The sequence below is a fragment of the Aquabacterium sp. OR-4 genome, assembly GCF_025290835.2.
In the GTDB taxonomy this organism is placed as follows: domain Bacteria; phylum Pseudomonadota; class Gammaproteobacteria; order Burkholderiales; family Burkholderiaceae_C; genus Pseudaquabacterium.
The window spans coordinates 2,149,765-2,166,819 of record NZ_JAOCQD020000002.1; the positions used below are offsets into that span (position 1 = coordinate 2,149,765).

The following is a 17,055-nucleotide window of genomic DNA, read 5'->3' on the forward strand; positions in this document are numbered from 1 at the left end:
CGGAGCTCACGCCAGCTGGCTGGCGTGGTGCCTCAGATGGTCGTCGATCACCGACGCGATGAAGTAGTAGCCGTGATCCTGGCCGGCATGCCGGCGCAGCGTGAGCGGCTGGCCCACGCTGGCGCAGGCGGCTTCCAGCGCCTCGGGGTGCAGCTGCTCGGCCAGAAACTTGTCGTCCAGGCCCTGGTCGACCAGGATGCCCCCCGGGTACGGCGGCGCGGTCTTGGCCGCCATCAGCAAACTGGCATCGTGAGCGGCCCATTCGGCGTGGTGGCCCTCGTCCTGGCCCAGATAGCCGTTGAACGCGGTGTGGCCCCAGGGGCATTGCGTGGGCGCGCAGATCGGCGCCAGCGCCGACACGCTGCGAAACCGTGCCGGATGGCGCAGCGCCAGCGTCAGCGCGCCATGGCCGCCCATCGAGTGGCCCAGGATGCCCACGCGCTCGCCGTCGAGGCCGAACTCGGTGGCCATCGCCGGCAGCAGCTCCTTCAGCAGATAGCTCTCCATGCGCCAGTGGCCGGCCCAGGGGGCCTGCGTGGCGTCAAGGTAGAAGCCGGCGCCCACGCCAAAGTCCCAGTGCTGGTCTTCACCCACCACGCCGGCACCGCGCGGGCTGGTGTCGGGCATCAGCAGGGCCAGGCCCAGCTGCGCGGCCAGGCGCTGCGCGCCGGCCTTCATGGCAAAGGTTTCCTCGGTGCAGGTCAGGCCGGCCAGGCACACCACGACGGGCACCCGCTGGCCGGCCAGCGCGGCCGGCGGCAGGTACACGCCAAAGCGCATCGGCAGGCCGATCTCGGCCGACATGTGCTTGTAAAAGCGCTGCTGGCCGCCGAAGCAGCCATGCTGGCTGAGCAGTTCCATACGATCCAGGCTCATGGCGTCAGCTCTACGGGTGCGGCTAGAACTCGACCACCGAGCGAATGGACTCGCCGCGCTTCATCAGCGCAAAGCCCTCGTTGATGTCCTCGAGCTTGAGCTTGTGGGTGATCAGGTCGTCGATGTTGAGCTTGCCGTCCATGTACCAGTCGACGATCTTGGGCACGTCGGTGCGGCCACGCGCGCCGCCGAAGGCCGAGCCCTCCCACTTGCGGCCGGTGACCAGCTGGAACGGCCGCGTGCTGATCTCGGCGCCGGCCTCGGCCACGCCGATGATGATGCTGCGGCCCCAGCCCTTGTGCGTGCACTCGAGCGCCTGGCGCATCACCTGGGTGTTGCCGATGCACTCGAAGCTGTAGTCGGCCCCGCCGTCGGTGAGCTGCACGATGGCATCCACCACGTTGGGCACCTCTTTCGGGTTGATGAAGTGGGTCATGCCGAACTGGCGCGCCATGGCCTCGCGGGCCGGGTTCAGGTCGACCCCGATGATCTTGTCGGCGCCCACCATCTTGGCCGCCTGGATCACGTTCAGGCCGATGCCGCCCAGGCCGAACACCACCACGTTGGCGCCGGCCTCGACCTTGGCGCTGAACAGCACCGCGCCCACGCCGGTGGTCACGCCGCAGCCGATGTAGCAGACCTTGTCAAAGGGCGCGTCAGGGCGGATCTTGGCCAGCGCGATGCCCGGCACCACGATGTGGTTGGCAAAGGTGCTGGTGCCCATGTAGTGCAGGATGGGCTCGCCGTTGATGCTGAAGCGGCTGCTGCCATCAGGCATCAGGCCCTTGCCCTGGGTGGCGCGGATGGCCTGGCAGAGGTTGGTCTTCTTGCTCAGGCAGAACTTGCAGTTGCGGCACTCGGGCGTGTAGAGCGGGATCACATGGTCGCCGGGCTTCAGCCAGGTCACGTCCTTGCCCACCTCCATCACCACACCCGCGCCCTCGTGGCCCAGGATGGCCGGAAACAGGCCCTCGGGGTCGGCGCCCGAGAGCGTGTAGTAGTCGGTGTGGCAGATGCCGGTGGCCTTGACTTCCACCAGCACCTCGTTGTCGCGCGGGCCTTGCAGGTCCACGGTCTCGATGGTCAGCGGATCGCCGGCTTTCCAGGCAACGGCGGCTCGGGTCTGGATGGGCATGGGGTGGGGTCTCCCTGAAGAATGGCGTTGTGGTGTCGGTGCGGGGTTCAGTGCAGCTGCGACTCGAGCGCGGTGATGAACATCGCCGCCACGTCAAAGCCGGTCTGCTGCATGATCTCCTGAAAGCAGGTCGGGCTGGTGACGTTGACCTCGGTGAGGCTGTCGCCAATGATGTCCAGCCCCACCAGCAGCAGGCCGCGTGCGGCCAGTATCGGGCCCAGCGCCGCGGCGATCTCGCGGTCGCGCTCGGTCAGCGGCTGGGCCACGCCCTTGCCGCCGGCGGCCAGGTTGCCGCGGATCTCGCTGCCCTGCGGAATGCGTGCCAGGCTGTAGGGCACCGGCTCGCCGCCGATCAGCAGCACGCGCTTGTCGCCGTGCACGATGGCCGGCAGGTACTTCTGCACCATCACGCTCTGCGCGCCGTCGCGGTTGAGGGTCTCGGTGATGCTGCCCAGGTTCATGCCGTCGCTGCCCACGCGAAAGATGCCCATGCCGCCCATGCCGTCCAGCGGCTTCAGGATGATGTCCTGGTGCTCGGCATGGAAGGCCTTGATCGCGGCCGCGCTGCGCGTCACCAGCGTGGGCGCGATGAACTGCGCAAATTCCAGGATCGCCAGCTTTTCAGGATGGTCGCGCAGCGCCGCCGGGCGGTTGAACACGCGTGCGCCCTCGCGTTCGGCCTGGCTGAGCAGGTGGGTGGCGTAGAAGAACTCGCTGTCGAAGGGCGGGTCCTTGCGCATCACCACGGCATCGCAGTCGGCCAGGGCCAGCTCGGCCTGGGTGGCCACATCGAACCAGGCATCGCTGTGCACGGCGCTGGTCACCGGCGCGCTGGCAGCCTCGCCCTTGAGCGTGATGCAGCGCGCGCCGCGCGCCACCACGCGGGCGCCCTTCACCCACACCAGGTCGGCCGGCTCGCAGGCCCACAGCTGGTGGCCGCGGCGCGCGGCCTCGCGCATCATCGCGAAAGTGGTGTCCTTGTAGGTCTTGAAGGTTTCCAGCGGGTCGGCAACGAACAGCAGCTTCATGGCGGGCCTGTCAGGTGAAATCAGCGAGCGGGCTTCCAGTGTTGCACGGCCATCGTGACGGCGCCGGCCACCACGCCCCAAAAGGCCGCGCCGATGCCGGCCATGCTGACGCCCGACAACGTGACCAGAAAAGTCATGGCAGCCGCGTCGCGGTGGCGCTCGTCGCGCAAGGCCGCGGCCAGGCCGCCGGCAATGGTGCCCAGCAGCGCCAGCCCGGCCACCGCCGCCACCAGCTCGCGCGGAAAGGCCGCAAACAGCCCCGCCACGGCGCCACCGGCCAGGCCCAGCAGCGTGTAGAAGATTCCGGCCACCACCGGCGCGGTGTAGCGCTTGGCGGCATCGGCATGGGCCTCGGGGCTCATGCAGATGGCCGCGGTGATGGCCGCCAGGTTGATCGCAAAGCAGCCGAAGGGTGCCAGCACCAGCGTGACCAGGCCGGTGGCGGTGGTCACCGGCGACACCGGCACCGCATAACCCGCGGCGCGCTGGGCCGCCACGCCCGGCAGGTTCTGCGAGGCCATGGTGACGATGAACAGCGGCAGTGCCACACCCACCAGCGTGGCCGGGTTGAACTGCGGCGTCACCCACACCGGCGTGGCCCAGGCGCCATGCAGGGCCGCGCCCAGCGCCGCCCCGTCCAGCCGGCCCTGCAGCGCGGCCAGCACCACACCGGCCAGCAACACGCCCGGCACCGCGTAGCGCGGCCACCAGCGCCGCCCGGCCAGAAAGGCGCCGGCCATCACCAGCACCAGCGCGGGTGAGCTGCGCACCGCCAGCACCGCGTCGAGCCCGAAGCGGGTGAGCACGCCGGCCAGCAGCGCCGCGGCCACGGCCATCGGCACCTTGTCCATCACGCGCTCGAACAGGCCGCTCACGCCGGCCAGGATGATCAGCAGCGCGCAGACGATGAAGGCCCCGGTGGCCTCGGCCAGGCCCACGCCCTGGGTGGCGGCCAGCAGCGCCGCACCCGGCGTGCACCAGGCGGTGAGCACCGGCATGCGCCAGCGCAGGCTCAGGCCCACGCAGCTGATGCCCATGGCCAGGCCCAGGGCCCACATCCAGCTGGCCGTTTGCGCGGCGCTGGCGCCCAGCGCCTGCGCGGCCTGGAAGACGATGGCCACCGAGCTGGTGTAGCCCACCAGCACGGCCACGAAGCCGGCCACCACGGCCGGCAGGGACAGATCACTCAGAAATCGGCGCATGGCCGGCAGGATAGCGGCGCGCCCGCCGGCCGCCGCACCGGCACGCCCCCGTCCCTCTGTTGAAGGACGCCTTTGCGCGATCAGCGGCGCCGTGAGGTCGCGGCCGCACGCGGCGGCATGCAAAAAGGGCTGCCCGCAGGCAGCCCTTTTTTCTTCTAGCGCGTGACGCCGGCCGGGCTGGCTGCCCGGCCGCAGGCGATCACTTGCTGTACGCCGTCTCGCCGTGCGAGCTGATGTCCAGACCTTCGCGCTCTTCTTCCTCGGTGACGCGCAGGCCGATCACCAGGTCGACGATCTTGAACGAGACCGCGGCCACCACCGCCGACCACACCACGGTCAGCAGCACGCCCTTCAGCTGGATCCACACCTGGGCACCGATCGGGTTGGAGCCCACGGTGGCGGTGACCCAGTCGGTCACCAGGCCCGGGCCGCCCAGATCCTGCGTGTTGAACACGCCGGTCAGCAGGGCACCCACGATGCCGCCCACGCCGTGCACGCCGAACACGTCCAGCGAGTCATCGGCGCCCAGCATCTTCTTCAGGCTGTGCACGCCCCACAGGCAGGCGAAGCCGGAGACGAAGCCGATCACGATGGCGCCCATCAGGCCCACGTTACCGGCGGCCGGGGTGATGGCCACCAGGCCGGCCACGGCACCCGAGGCTGCACCCAGCATCGAAGCCTTGCCGCGCAGCATGGCCTCGCCCAGGCTCCAGGCCAGCACCGCGGCGGCGGTGGCGGTGAAGGTGTTCATGAAGGCCAGGATGGCCGAGTTGCCGGCTTCCAGCGCCGAGCCGGCGTTGAAGCCGAACCAGCCCACCCACAGCAGCGAGGCACCCACCATGGTCAGCGGCAGGCTGTGCGGTGCCATGGCTTCACGGCCATAACCCACGCGCTTGCCGATCATGAAGGCACCCACCAGGCCGGCCACGGCGGCGTTGATGTGCACCACGGTGCCGCCGGCAAAGTCCAGCGCGCCCCATTGCCAGATCAGGCCGGCCTTGGCGTTCATGGCGTCAACCACGTCCTTGCTGGCGTAGGCGTCGGGGCCCATCCAGTACCAGACCATGTGCGCGATCGGCGCGTAGCTGAAGGTGAACCACAGCGCCGAGAACAGCAGCACGGCCGAGAACTTGATGCGCTCGGCAAAGGCGCCCACGATCAGGCAGCAGGTGATGCCGGCAAACGTGGCCTGGAAGGCAGCGAACAGCAGCTCGGGGATGTAGACGCCCTTGCTGAAGGTGGCGGCCATCGCGAAGGTGCCGGCCGCGGGGTCGAACACGCCCTTCAGGAACAGCCGGTCGAAGCCGCCGATGTAGGCATTGCCCTCGGTGAAGGCCAGGCTGTAGCCGTAGATGGCCCACAGCACGACGATCAGCGAGAAGGTCACCATCACCTGCATCAGCACCGACAGGATGTTCTTGCTGCGCACCAGGCCGCCGTAGAACAGGGCCAGGCCGGGGATCGTCATCATGATCACCAGCAGGGTGGACACCAGCATCCAGGCGTTGTCGCCCTTGTTGGCCACGGGGGCCGCAGCGGCAGGCGCCGAGGCGGCTTCGGCCGTTGCAGCGGCGGCCGGGGCCAGCGCGGCGGCCGGTGCGGCATCGGCCGGGGCCGAAGCGACGGCGGGCGCCGCCGGCGCGGAGGCCGCGGCGTCTTGCGCCAGCGACCCGCCCGCAAAGCCCAGGACCGCGAGGCCCAGGGCGAGTGAAGCAAACAGCTTTCTCATGATGGCATGTCTTTCGTGGAGGTTCTCTTGCCGGATGAGGGGCGCCTCAGGCCCAGGTGGCACAGCCACTGGGCCTGACCCCCGCGGGGGCGGGATGGGCGCAGCCCGTCCCTGGGGGCGCTTAGAGCGCGTCCTTGCCGGTCTCGCCGGTGCGGATGCGCACCACCTGCTCGAGGGGCGAGACGAAAATCTTGCCGTCGCCGATCTTGCCGGTGCGGGCCGAGCCCTCGATGGCCTCGATCACGCGGTCGACGATGGCGTCGTCCACGGCGGCTTCGATCTTCACCTTGGGCAGGAAGTCGACCACGTACTCGGCGCCGCGGTACAGCTCGGTGTGGCCCTTTTGCCGACCGAAGCCCTTGACCTCGGTCACGGTGATGCCCTGCACGCCGATGGCGCTGAGGGCCTCACGAACTTCGTCAAGCTTGAAAGGCTTGACGATGGCGGTCACCATCTTCATGGCATTACTCCAGCACGTTCAGAAGTTGTACTTGACGCCGACGACCAGCGCCGCCTTGCCCAGGAACTTGGTGCTGTTGGCGTTGGCGCCCGGCACGTAGAAGCTCTTGTTGGCATCGGTGCCCACGATCGCGATGCTGGGCACCACGCCGCTGAAGTCCTTGCTCAGGGTCAGCGAGTAGTCGGTGTACGAGGCGTTGGCGATGTCGATCACCTTCTGGTAGCCGATGTGCGGCGTGAGCATCAGGCCACCACCCACGTCGAAGCCGGCGCTGATGTCGAGGTAGTAGCTGCCCTTGCTGTCCTTGCCGGCGGCGTAGTCGTAGTTGCCGAACAGGTTGGTCAGCGCGTACGACAGCTTGGCGGTGGCCGGGCCGAAGGTCAGTGCGCCATACGCCTCGGTGGTGTTGGGGTTCTTGTAGACGGTGTTCCAGCTGGCGCTGGTGGCGCTGGGGTACCAGTACTGCAGCAGGCCCACGTCAAAGGCCAGGTCCTTCGCGATCTCGCCCTTGTAGCCGCCGTACAGGTCGATCTCGACATCGGAGCCGCCGCCCGGCACGTCCTTGATCCACTTGATCGTGGAGCCCCAGGCACCCATGTAGAAACCGCCGGCGGTGAAGTCGACGCCACCTTGCAGCGCGGGCTTCAGGCGCGTCTGCGAGATGCCGCGGTAACGGTAGTCGCTGACAGCGCCAACGTTGAAGGCCAGGTCGGCGTACGAAGCGGTGGGCAGGGCCATGGCGGCCAGGGCAGCCGAGACGGCGAGCAGCGTTTTCTTCATGTCTGTTGACTCCGCGGGGAATGGTTTATGGGTTGAGCGATCCGGTAGGTTTCTGCAGCTTTTGTGCCAAGGGCAGCACCCCGGCCACGGCCGGTGCAGCACGCCAGCGGGCGCCCCAAGCCGGTGTGCACAACCCGGAATGCAGCATTTGCCCGCACCGACATGGCGCAAATCCACCTGGCGCACTGATGTGGTGCGTTGAATTCACCAGTTCAAGGGACGCGCACAATCCATTCACCCCCGAATGGCACCAGGAGGAGCACCACGATGACGCTGGCCGTGATCAGCAGCCGTGCACTGGACGGTCTGCAGGCCCCTGAAGTGCAGGTGGAAGTGCACCTGGCCAACGGCCTGCCCAGCTTCACGCTGGTGGGCCTGGCCGACACCGAGGTCAAGGAAGCCCGCGAGCGCGTGCGCGCCGCGCTCAGCACCTCGGGCTTTGCGTTTCCGCACAACAAGCGCATCACCGTCAACCTGGCGCCGGCCGATCTGCCCAAGGAAAGCGGCCGCTTCGACCTGCCGATCGCCCTCGGCATCCTGGCCGCCGATGGCCAGCTCGATGCCGCCAAGCTGGCCCAGGCCGAGTTTGCCGGCGAGCTGAGCCTGGCCGGTGAGTTGCGCCCGGTGCGCGGCGCGCTGGCCCTGGCCCTGGCGCTGCGCCGCGAGGGCAGCCCGCGCAGCCTGGTGCTGCCGCGCGCCAGCGCCGAGGCCGCGGCGCGCGCTGGCGGCGTGCGGGTGTGCGCCGCCAACCACCTGATGGATGTGGTGCGCGCCATGCGCCCCGACAGCGCCGAGGACGGCCCCGCCGAAGCGCTGCCCGTGCTGCCGCCGCCGCCACCCGCCGTGGCCACCGCAACCACGGCCGATCTGCGCGATGTGCGCGGCCAGGCCGCCGCCAAGCGCGCACTCGAGATCGCCGCGGCCGGCCAGCACAGCCTGTTGATGGTGGGCCCGCCCGGCAGCGGCAAATCCATGCTGGCCCAGCGCCTGGCCGGCCTGCTGCCGCCGATGGACGAAGACGAGGCCCTGGCCGCCGCCGCGCTGCAGGGCCTGGCCACGGCCGGCACCGGCGGCCTGGCGCCGGCGCGCTGGCGCGAGCGCCCGCACCGCGCGCCGCACCACTCGGCCAGCGCCGTGGCCCTGGTGGGCGGTGGCTCGCCGCCACGGCCCGGCGAGATCTCGCTGGCCCATGGCGGCGTGCTGTTTCTCGACGAGCTGCCCGAGTTTCCGCGCAGCGCGCTGGAGGCGCTGCGCGAGCCGCTCGAAACCCGGCGCATCACGATCTCGCGCGCCGCACGGCAGGCGCAGTTTCCGGCCGCGTTTCAGCTGGTGGCGGCGATGAACCCCTGCCCCTGCGGCTGGCTGGGCGCCCAGGTGGCCGGCCGCGCCTGCCGCTGCACGCCCGAGCAGATCACGCGCTACCAGGGCCGGCTGTCGGGCCCGCTGCTCGACCGCATCGACCTGCAGGTGGAAGTGGCCGCGGTGCCGCCCGCCGAGCTGCTGGCCCAGGCCGAAGGCGAGCCCAGCGCCACCGTGGCCGGGCGCGTGGCCCACGCCGCCGCACGCCAGGCCGCGCGCCAGGGGCGGCCCAATGCGCTGCTGGAAGCGGCCGACCTCGACACGCATGCCGCGCTGGCACCGGCCGCCGCGCAGTTTTTGCAACAGGCCGCCACGCGCCTGGGCTGGTCAGGCCGCGGCCTGCACCGGGTGATCAAGGTGGCCCGCACCATCGCCGACCTGGCCGGTGCCGACCAGATCGGCGTGCCGCAGCTGGCCGAGGCGCTGCAGTACCGGCGGGCACTGCCGGGGTCTTGAGGCGGGTGCCCGGCCTCAGCCCAGCACCGGCGCCAGCAGGCGGCGGGCCAGCGATTCGTCCATCGCCTCGGCGGCGGCCCAGGCGGCCAGCTGGTCTTCGCCGATGCGGCCCACATTGAAGTAGGCCGCATCGGGGTGGGCCAGGTAGAAGCCGCTCACCGATGCGGCCGGCGTCATGGCCAGGCTTTCGGTCAGGCTCATGCCGATGTCATGCGCCTGCAGCGCATTGAACATCGCGCGCTTGACGCTGTGGTCAGGGCAGGCCGGGTAGCCCGGTGCGGGGCGGATGCCGCGGTAGGCCTCGGCGATCAGCTGCTCGTTGCTGAAGCGCTCGCCCGGCGCGTAGCCCCACAGCTCGGTGCGCACACGCTGGTGCAGACGCTCGGCAAAGGCCTCGGCCAGGCGGTCGGCAATGGCCTTGAGCATGATCGACGAGTAGTCGTCGTGGTCGGCCTCGAACTGGGCGGTCTTCTTGTCGGCGCCCAGGCCGGCAGTCACGGCGAACAGGCCGATGTAGTCATCCTTGCCGCCGGCATCCACGCGCGGCGCGATGAAGTCGGCCAGGCTGCGGTTGGGCCTGGCCACGCCGTCGATCACCGGCCGCTCGGTCTGCAGGCGCAGCGGGCGCCAGTGCATCAGCACCTCGCTGCGCGACTCGTCGGTGTAGATGGCGATGGTGTCGTCGTCCACCGTGTTGGCCGGCCACAGGCCCACCACGCCGTTGGCCTGCAGCCAGCGGCCGTCGATGGCGCGCTGCAGCAGGCGCTTGCCGTCGCTGAACACGCGCACCGCCTCGTCGCCCACCACGGCATCTTTCAGGATCTCGGGAAACTTGCCGGCCAGGTCCCAGGTCTGGAAAAACGGCGCCCAGTCGATGCAGGGGGCCAGCTCGGCCAGGTCGTAGTTCTTGAACTGGCGCCGGCCGATGAACTTCGGCACCGGCGGCGTGTAGGCCGCCCAGTCCAGCCGCGCCTTGTTGGCACGCGCCTGCGCCAGCGGCACCAGCGGCGTGGCCTTCTTGCTGGCGTGCAGCTCGCGCACCTTGTCGTAGTCGCTCTTCAGGTCGTCGATGAACTTGCTGGCGCGCTCGTCGCTCAGCAGATCGGCGCACACGCCCACCGAGCGGCTGGCATCGGGCACGTAGACCACCGGGCCTTCGTAGTGCGGCGCGATCTTGACCGCGGTGTGCACGCGGCTGCAGGTGGCACCGCCGATCAGCAGCGGGATCTTCTTGATGCGGAAGTGCTCGTCGCGCTGCATCTCGGCGGCCACGTGCTGCATCTCCTCGAGGCTGGGCGTGATCAGGCCCGACAGGCCGATGATGTCGGCGCCCTCGACCTTGGCCTTGGCCAGGATGTCCTGGCAAGGCACCATCACGCCCATGTTCACCACCTCGAAGTTGTTGCACTGCAAGACCACGGTGACGATGTTCTTGCCGATGTCGTGCACGTCGCCCTTGACGGTGGCGATCACGATCTTGCCCTTGGGCTTCACATCACCACCGGCGGCCTGCAGCGCGGCCTTCTCGGCCTCGATGTAGGGCAGCAGGTGGGCCACGGCCTGCTTCATCACGCGGGCGCTCTTGACCACCTGCGGCAGAAACATCTTGCCCTGGCCGAACAGGTCGCCCACCACGTTCATGCCGGCCATCAGCGGGCCTTCGATCACATGCAGCGGCCGGCCGCCGCGCGCGCTGATGGCCTGCCAGCACTCCTCGGTGTCTTCGGTGATGAAGTCGGTGATGCCGTGCACCAGCGCGTGGCTGAGGCGCTCGTCCACGTTGCCGGCGCGCCAGGCCAGGCGCGCGGTGTCGTCCTTGGCCGCGCCCTTCACGCTCTCGGCCACCTCCAGCAGGCGCTCGGTGGAGTCTTCACGGCGGTTCAGCACCACGTCTTCCACGCGTTCACGCAGATCAGCGGGGATGTCGTCGTACACGCCCACCATGCCGGCGTTGACGATGCCCATGTCCATGCCCGCCTGGATGGCGTGGTACAGAAACACGGTGTGGATGGCCTCGCGCACCGGCTCGTTGCCGCGGAAGCTGAAAGAGACGTTCGACACGCCGCCACTCACCTTGGCGCCGGGCAGGTGGGTCTTGATCCAGCGCGTGGCCTCGATGAAGTCGACCGCGTAGTTGGCGTGCTCCTCGATGCCGGTGGCAATGGCGAAGATGTTGGGGTCGAAGATGATGTCCTCGGCCGGGAACCCCACCTCATCCACCAGGATCTTGTAGGCGCGCGCGCAGATCTCGGTCTTGCGCGCAAAGGTGTCGGCCTGGCCCTGCTCATCGAAGGCCATCACCACGGTGGCGGCGCCGTAGCGGCGCAGCAGCGTGGCCTGGCGGCGGAACTCGGCCTCGCCCTCCTTCAGGCTGATCGAGTTGACGATGCCCTTGCCCTGGATGCACTTCAGGCCGGCCTCGATGACGCTCCACTTCGAGCTGTCCACCATGATCGGCACGCGCGCGATCTCGGGTTCGCTGGCGATCAGGTTCAAGAACCGCACCATCGCCGCCTGGCTGTCGAGCATGGCCTCGTCCATGTTCACGTCGATGATCTGCGCGCCGTTCTCCACCTGCTGGCGGGCCACGCTGAGCGCGTCCTCGAAACGGCCCTCGAGGATCATGCGCGCAAAGGCCTTGGAGCCGGTGACATTGGTGCGCTCGCCGATGTTGACGAACAGCGCGCCCGCATCCAGCGTGACCGGCTCCAGGCCGGACAGGCGCATCGGGGCGACGGGATGGGGGCGTTGGGCAGCGTCGGTCATGGCGGGCAGCGGCAGGTCTCAGGGCAAGCAAAAAGCCGCCCGGCTCACCCTGGACGGCTGCAGATACAGCGTGGGGTGAGCGCCGTTGCCTGGCGCAGGCCCGGGCGGGCACCACGCCGTCCCGAGCCTGGCGGCGCGCCTGATGCATGATCGGGCCGCCGTCGCAACGCTCCTCGGGAAGAGCCCGCATTGTACGGATGGGCCAATCCCGACGTTTGCACGAGCAGCCGGGTGGCGGTCGGGCATCTCGGCCCGCTAGACTGACGGGCATGAACCTTCGCGTGTCGGAGCGGCCCATGGGATACACCTTGCAAAAGCCTCGCATGACGGCCGAGGAGTACCTGGCCTGGGACGCCGGGCAGACCGAGAAGACCGAATTCATCGCGGGCGAGGTGTTTGCGATGGCGGGGGGTGAAGATCGCAATGCCACCGTGGCCGGCAATCTCTACATCGCTTTGCGCCATCACCTTGGCGGCAGCCCCTGCCGTGTCTACGGCAGCGACGTCAAGCTGCGCGTCGAAACCGCCGACTGCTTCTTCTACCCCGACCTGATGGTGACCTGCAGCGCCAATGACCTGGCCGACCGCCTGATCAAGCGCGAGCCGGTGCTGGTGGCCGAGGTGCTGTCGCGCTCCACCGGCGCCTACGACCGTGGCGACAAGTTCGCCGCCTACCGCCAACTGCCCAGCCTGCGCGAATACCTGCTGGTGGATGTGGACCGCCAGCGCTGCGACCTGTTCCGCAAGGGCGCCGACGGCCTGTGGGTACTGCACCCCAGCGAGGCCAGCGAGCCGGTGCACCTGGCCAGCGTGGATCTGGTGCTGCCACCCGAGGTGCTGTGGGCCGATCTGGAGCCGGCGGCCGGCTGAGCGCAGGCCCCGATCGCCATCGGGCGCACCCGCGAACGCCGCCGCTCAGCCGCGCAACAGCGCCAGCATGGCCTCGGCGTCGATCACCGCGCCGGCCGCATCCTGGCCTTCCAGCAGGCCGTCGGCCAGCGCGCGCTTGTCGTGGTGCAGGGCCACGATGCGCTCTTCCACCGAGCCGGCCAGCACCAGGCGGTAGACGGTGACCGGGCGCTGCTGGCCCATGCGGTGGGCGCGGCCGCTGGCCTGGTCTTCGGCGGCGGGGTTCCACCAGGGGTCGGCAATGATCACGTAGTCGGCCGCGGTGAGGTTCAGGCCGAAGCCGCCGGCCTTCAGGCTGATCAAAAACACCGCGCCCTCGCCGCGCTGGAAGGCCGCCACGCGCTGCGCGCGCTGCGGTGCCGGCGTGCTGCCGTCCAGGCGCTGGAAGGGCACGCCGCAGGCCTGCAGGCGCTCGCCGATGCGGTCGAGAAAATCGGTGAACTGGCTGAACAGCAGGGCCTGGTGGCGGCCCTCCACCAGCTCGAGCACCAGCGATTCGATGGCCTGCAGCTTGGCGCCGCCCTGCTGCAGGCCCTCGTCGGCCAGTTCGGGCAGCACCAGGCGCGGATCACACGCGGCGCGGCGCAGGCGGGTGAGCTCGGCCAGCACCTGCACCGCGGCGTGGCCGCCGCTCTTGGCGGCCTGGCTGACGCGCTCCACCGCGTCGCGGCGCAGGGCCTCGGTGAGCGCGCGCTCGGCGTCGCCGGCCTCGATGCGGTGAACGATCTCGGTGCGCGGCGGCAGGTCGTCGAGCACCTGCGCCTTGGTGCGGCGCAGGATGAAGGGCGCCACCAGGCGCCTGAGCCGGGCCTGTGCCGCGGCATCGCGCTGGCGCTCGATGAGGTTGGCAAAACGCTCGTTGAAGCGCTGCGCATTGCCCAGCAGGCCGGGGTTGAGCAGGTTCATCAGCGACCACAGGTCGGCCAGGCGGTTTTCCACCGGCGTGCCGCTGAGCGCCAGGCGCGCGCCGGCCTTCAGCTCGGCCACGGCCTTGGCGCGTTGGGTGGCCGCGTTTTTCAGCGCCTGGGCTTCGTCCAGCACCAGGCTGCCCCAATCGGTGGGCGTGAAGGCGTCGATGTCGCGCAGCAGCAGGCCGTAGCTGGTGAGCACCACGTCGCCCGGCGCCAGATCGGCCAGCGCGGCCTCGCGCTCGGTGGCGTGGTCGCGCACGCGCAGGCCGGGGGCGAAGCGCGCCGCCTCGGCGGCCCAGTTGGCCACCACCGAGGTGGGCGCCACCACCAGGGCCGGGCCCTCGGCCTGGCGGTACAGCAGCAGGGCCAGGGTCTGCAGGGTCTTGCCCAGGCCCATGTCATCGGCCAGCACCACGCCAAAGCCGGCGGCCGTGCGCCGCACCAGCCAGGCAAAGCCGTCGGCCTGGTAGGGCCGCAGCGAGGCCTGCAGCGCGGGCGGCACCTGGGGCTCCAGCGCCGCGGCATGGGCCAGGGCCGTCACGCGCTGCTGCCAGGCGCTGTCGCCGGCCGGCGCGCGGCCATCGGCCGTGGCCAGCGCGTCGGCCAGCCAGCCGGCGGCGGCGGCGGGCAGCTGCACGCCGTCATCCTGCGCGGCGGCCTTGCGGCCCTTGGCCGAGCCGGGCGCGGGCGCGGCCTCGGCCAGCGCCGCCAGGTCGGCCAGCTGCTGGCGCAGCCGGTCGGTCAGCGCCAGCCAGGCGTTCTCGGCCAGCGGCAGGTAGCGGCTGCCACGCGATTCATTCACCAGCGTGAGCAGCTGGCGCAGGCTGAGCACGGTGCGGTCGTCGACCTTCAGCGTGGCGTCCAGGCCCAGCCAGTCGCGCCCGCCGGTCTTGACCACGGCCTGCAGCTGCGCCTCGGCCGGGGCGATGACGCGCAGCGGCTGGCCCTGCGGCCACTCCAGCGCCACCACGGCCACATGGCGGCCGAGGGTCTCGATGGCCTGCAGCGCCTGCTGCGGATCGGCGATGTGCCAGCCGCACAGGCCGGGCTGGGCCTGCGGATCGTCCAGGAAGGGCAGGCCTTCGGCCAGCGCGGCCAGGTGGGCGCTTTCGGCGGCCAGATCGCGCGTGGCGGCCCAGGTTTCGCCACCCTGCTGTGCCACCCAGCGCAGCCGGCCATCGCCCGGCGGCAGCAGCGGGCCCACGTCGGCCCCCAGGGCGTGGAAGGGCCGCACCGCCAGGCGCACCTGCAGCGTGCCGCCGCGTGGCGTGAGCTGGGCCACCAGGCGCGATTCGGCCGCCAGCGCGCGCCCGGCCGTGGCCTCGCTGTGCACGGTGAAGTGGCCGGCCAGCGCACGCAGCGCGGCGGCCAGCTCGGCCTGCGCACTGGCCGGCGCCGCCCAGGGCTGGCGCGACAGCTCGAGCACACGGCGGTGCGCGGGCGAGAGCTGCAGCAACCGCGCGCGGTCGGGGCCGTCGCGCACGATGCGCACGGCGTCGCGGCGCGCGGCTTCTTCCTCGTGCTTGACGCCGTCCCATTGGTGGTCGAGCGCGGGCGGCGCCTCGTGCGCGCTGCCCAGCTCGAGCACCTGCAGGCGGTAGCACTCGCTGCCATCGGCGGCGCGCTCGCGGCGCATTTCCACCGTGGGCCGGCCTTCTTCCAGCATCACCGGCTGCTCGGGTGCATCGGCCAGCGCCAGGTCGGGGTGGCCCACCAGGGCCAGCACGGCGGCAGCCAGGTCGAGCCACTGCAGGCGGCGGTTCCAGTCGGCCTGGCGCAGGCAGCGGGCCACGGCGGCGTCGCGCGCGTCCAAGCGGGTGGCCTTCTTCAGCGTGGCCAGGCCCAGCGGCTTGCCCTTGACCGCGCCGCGCCCGCCCTTGGCCGGGGCACCGCGCTCGAAGGCCTGCAGGTCGTGCGGACGGCCGGCGGCGTCGAGCGTCAAGCGCCAGTGCAGCGGGGCGGCGGCGCCGCTGGCCGTGGCAGCCGCCGGGGTGTCGAGTGCGGCAATGGCGGCCAGGGCCTCGCGCCAGGGCTCCACCGGCGGCGGGAAAAAGTCCACCGGCCAGGGCGGCGGTGCGTCGTCGGGCCGCTGCGGCTGCGGCCAGCCCAGGCGCCGGCAGGCCTGGTCCAGCAGCTCGGCCAGCCAGTGCTCGCCCTGGCGGCGCAGCGCATCGGCCACGGCCTGCACCCGCGGTGCCGTCCAGTCCTGCGGCGCATGGCCCAGCCAGGCCGCCAGCACCAGGCGCATGGCCTCGTCGTCGGCCACCACGCGGCCCGACCAGCGGGCCTGCGGCGCGTCAAAGGCCAGGGCCACCGGGCGCTCGTCGCCCAGGCGCACCGCCGCGGCATGGGCGATGCGGCCCCAGCCGTCGGTGGGTGCCGGGCTGCGGCTGCCGGCCTCGGCCAGCGCAAACTTGCGCGCCGCGGTCCACGACTCGACATCGCCCTGGGCCAGCAGGCCCAGCGCATGCCAGCGGGTCACGCGCTCGGGCACCAGGCGGTTGCGCTTGCCCACCAGCTTGGCGGCGGCCTTGAGGCTGTCGGCCACCGTGGCCGTGCCCTCGGCCCAGTGGCCGGCCTGCAGCTGCAGCAGGCCGTTGAAGATGCCGCACACCGGGCTGCTGGCGTTGAGCTGCGCCAGCGCGGCGCGGCAGGCGGCGGGCTGCAGCGCCAGCAGGCGCTGCTCGACCAGCTCGAGCCACAGCCCGGCCGGCACCTGATCGGCCGCGGCGCCCAGGTTGGCCAGGCGGGTGTCGAGCCAGTCGCGCAGCGCCGGAAAGGCGCGCATCGCGCCGGGCAGCTGCTGCAGCAGGCGCTCGACCAGGCCCCACAGCAGCGCCGGCGACAGCGCGGCCAGAAACTCGGCGTCAAAGGGCTCGGCCAGCGCCAGCAGCAAGGCCTCGGGCGTGATGGCGCGGTTGAGCGGGCCGTGCAGCAGGCGGTTGAATTCGTCCACCGCCGGCCGGGTAAGCAGCGCCAGGCGGGTGATGGCCTCGCCATCGTCGGGCGTGCGCAGGCTCACCCAGTGCGGCTCGACCGCCATGTTGCCGATGCCGCCGCCGGTGGCCCAGGCCCAGGCGCGCCAGAAGGTCGGCGCCTGCGGGTGGCGCCACAGCGCCGGCCAGCGCTGATCGCGCGCCACCGGGTCGGCACGCCAGCCGATGCCCTCCACCGCATGCGCCTCGCCGCGCGCCACCAGCTGCTGGCAGGCCTGGGTGATCTCGTCGTTGGACAGCGCATGCGTGCCGTCGGCCGAGCGCCATTCCAGCGCCCGCAGAAACTGCATCAGCCAGGTCTTGCCGCGCGGTGCGCCGGCCAGGCACAGCGCGTCGAGCACGGTGTGGCGGTCGCGCTCGGCCATGGCCTGCGCGCTCAGCTGCCCCGAGCCGCCGAACAGGTCGGGCCCGGCTTGCCCCTTGGAAGCCATGGCGGCCGCGGGCGCGCA

The 17,055-nt window shown here is 71.0% G+C and carries 11 protein-coding genes and 1 riboswitch; of the genes, 2 read left to right on the forward strand and 9 right to left on the reverse strand.

The annotated features are described in order from the left end of the window. Window positions 1-6 precede the first annotated feature (6 nt). The 7 genes from fghA to N4G63_RS21670 all read right to left on the reverse strand — a co-directional run bounded on the left by fghA (window position 7) and on the right by N4G63_RS21670 (window position 7,210). The gene (fghA, locus tag N4G63_RS21640; protein ID WP_314600187.1) at window positions 7-876 is read right to left on the reverse strand and encodes an S-formylglutathione hydrolase; all 870 of its coding nucleotides are present in this window, start codon (window positions 874-876) and stop codon (window positions 7-9) included. Window positions 877-898: 22 nt separating this feature from the next. Continuing rightward, window positions 899-2,005: an S-(hydroxymethyl)glutathione dehydrogenase/class III alcohol dehydrogenase gene (locus tag N4G63_RS21645; protein WP_260787628.1), complete on the reverse strand. Its 1,107-nt coding sequence runs from the start codon at window positions 2,003-2,005 to the stop codon at window positions 899-901. A 53-nt stretch (window positions 2,006-2,058) separates the two neighbouring features. Next, window positions 2,059-3,039: a glutathione synthase gene (gene gshB / locus N4G63_RS21650; RefSeq protein WP_260786826.1), complete on the reverse strand. Its 981-nt coding sequence runs from the start codon at window positions 3,037-3,039 to the stop codon at window positions 2,059-2,061. A gap of 20 nt (window positions 3,040-3,059) precedes the next feature. After that, window positions 3,060-4,241 (reverse strand): benzoate/H(+) symporter BenE family transporter, encoded by a 1,182-nt coding sequence (locus tag N4G63_RS21655; RefSeq protein ID WP_260786825.1) that lies wholly within the window; start codon window positions 4,239-4,241, stop codon window positions 3,060-3,062. Window positions 4,242-4,440: 199 nt separating this feature from the next. Then, window positions 4,441-5,970 carry an ammonium transporter gene (locus N4G63_RS21660; RefSeq protein ID WP_260786824.1) on the reverse strand — a complete coding sequence of 510 codons (1,530 nt, stop codon included), beginning with the start codon at window positions 5,968-5,970 and terminating at the stop codon, window positions 4,441-4,443. Window positions 5,971-6,091: 121 nt separating this feature from the next. Next, window positions 6,092-6,430, reverse strand: coding sequence for a P-II family nitrogen regulator (locus N4G63_RS21665; RefSeq protein WP_260786823.1), 339 nt, complete (start codon window positions 6,428-6,430; stop codon window positions 6,092-6,094). Between the two features lie 18 nt (window positions 6,431-6,448). Then, on the reverse strand, window positions 6,449-7,210 hold the full coding sequence (locus tag N4G63_RS21670) for a TorF family putative porin (protein WP_260786822.1): 762 nt from the start codon (window positions 7,208-7,210) through the stop codon (window positions 6,449-6,451). 267 nt (window positions 7,211-7,477) lie between these two features. On the opposite strand from N4G63_RS21670, the gene N4G63_RS21675 reads away from it, so the two are divergent. Then, window positions 7,478-9,025 (forward strand): YifB family Mg chelatase-like AAA ATPase, encoded by a 1,548-nt coding sequence (locus N4G63_RS21675; RefSeq protein WP_260786821.1) that lies wholly within the window; start codon window positions 7,478-7,480, stop codon window positions 9,023-9,025. 15 nt (window positions 9,026-9,040) lie between these two features. Here the strand turns inward: N4G63_RS21675 and metH are convergent, their stop codons facing one another. Then, entirely contained in the window at window positions 9,041-11,791 is a 2,751-nt protein-coding gene (gene metH, locus N4G63_RS21680; protein ID WP_260786820.1) for a methionine synthase, read from the reverse strand. A gap of 70 nt (window positions 11,792-11,861) precedes the next feature. Continuing rightward, window positions 11,862-11,972, reverse strand: a riboswitch (S-adenosyl-L-homocysteine riboswitch). Window positions 11,973-12,099: 127 nt separating this feature from the next. Between metH and N4G63_RS21685 the strand changes: the two genes are divergently transcribed. Further along, complete coding sequence (locus N4G63_RS21685; protein WP_314600188.1) at window positions 12,100-12,660, forward strand: Uma2 family endonuclease; 561 nt, start codon at window positions 12,100-12,102, stop codon at window positions 12,658-12,660. A gap of 45 nt (window positions 12,661-12,705) precedes the next feature. Here N4G63_RS21685 and N4G63_RS21690 read toward each other — a convergent pair whose 3' ends face one another. Next, on the reverse strand, window positions 12,706-17,037 hold the full coding sequence (locus N4G63_RS21690; protein WP_260786819.1) for an SNF2-related protein: 4,332 nt from the start codon (window positions 17,035-17,037) through the stop codon (window positions 12,706-12,708). Window positions 17,038-17,055 lie beyond the last annotated feature (18 nt).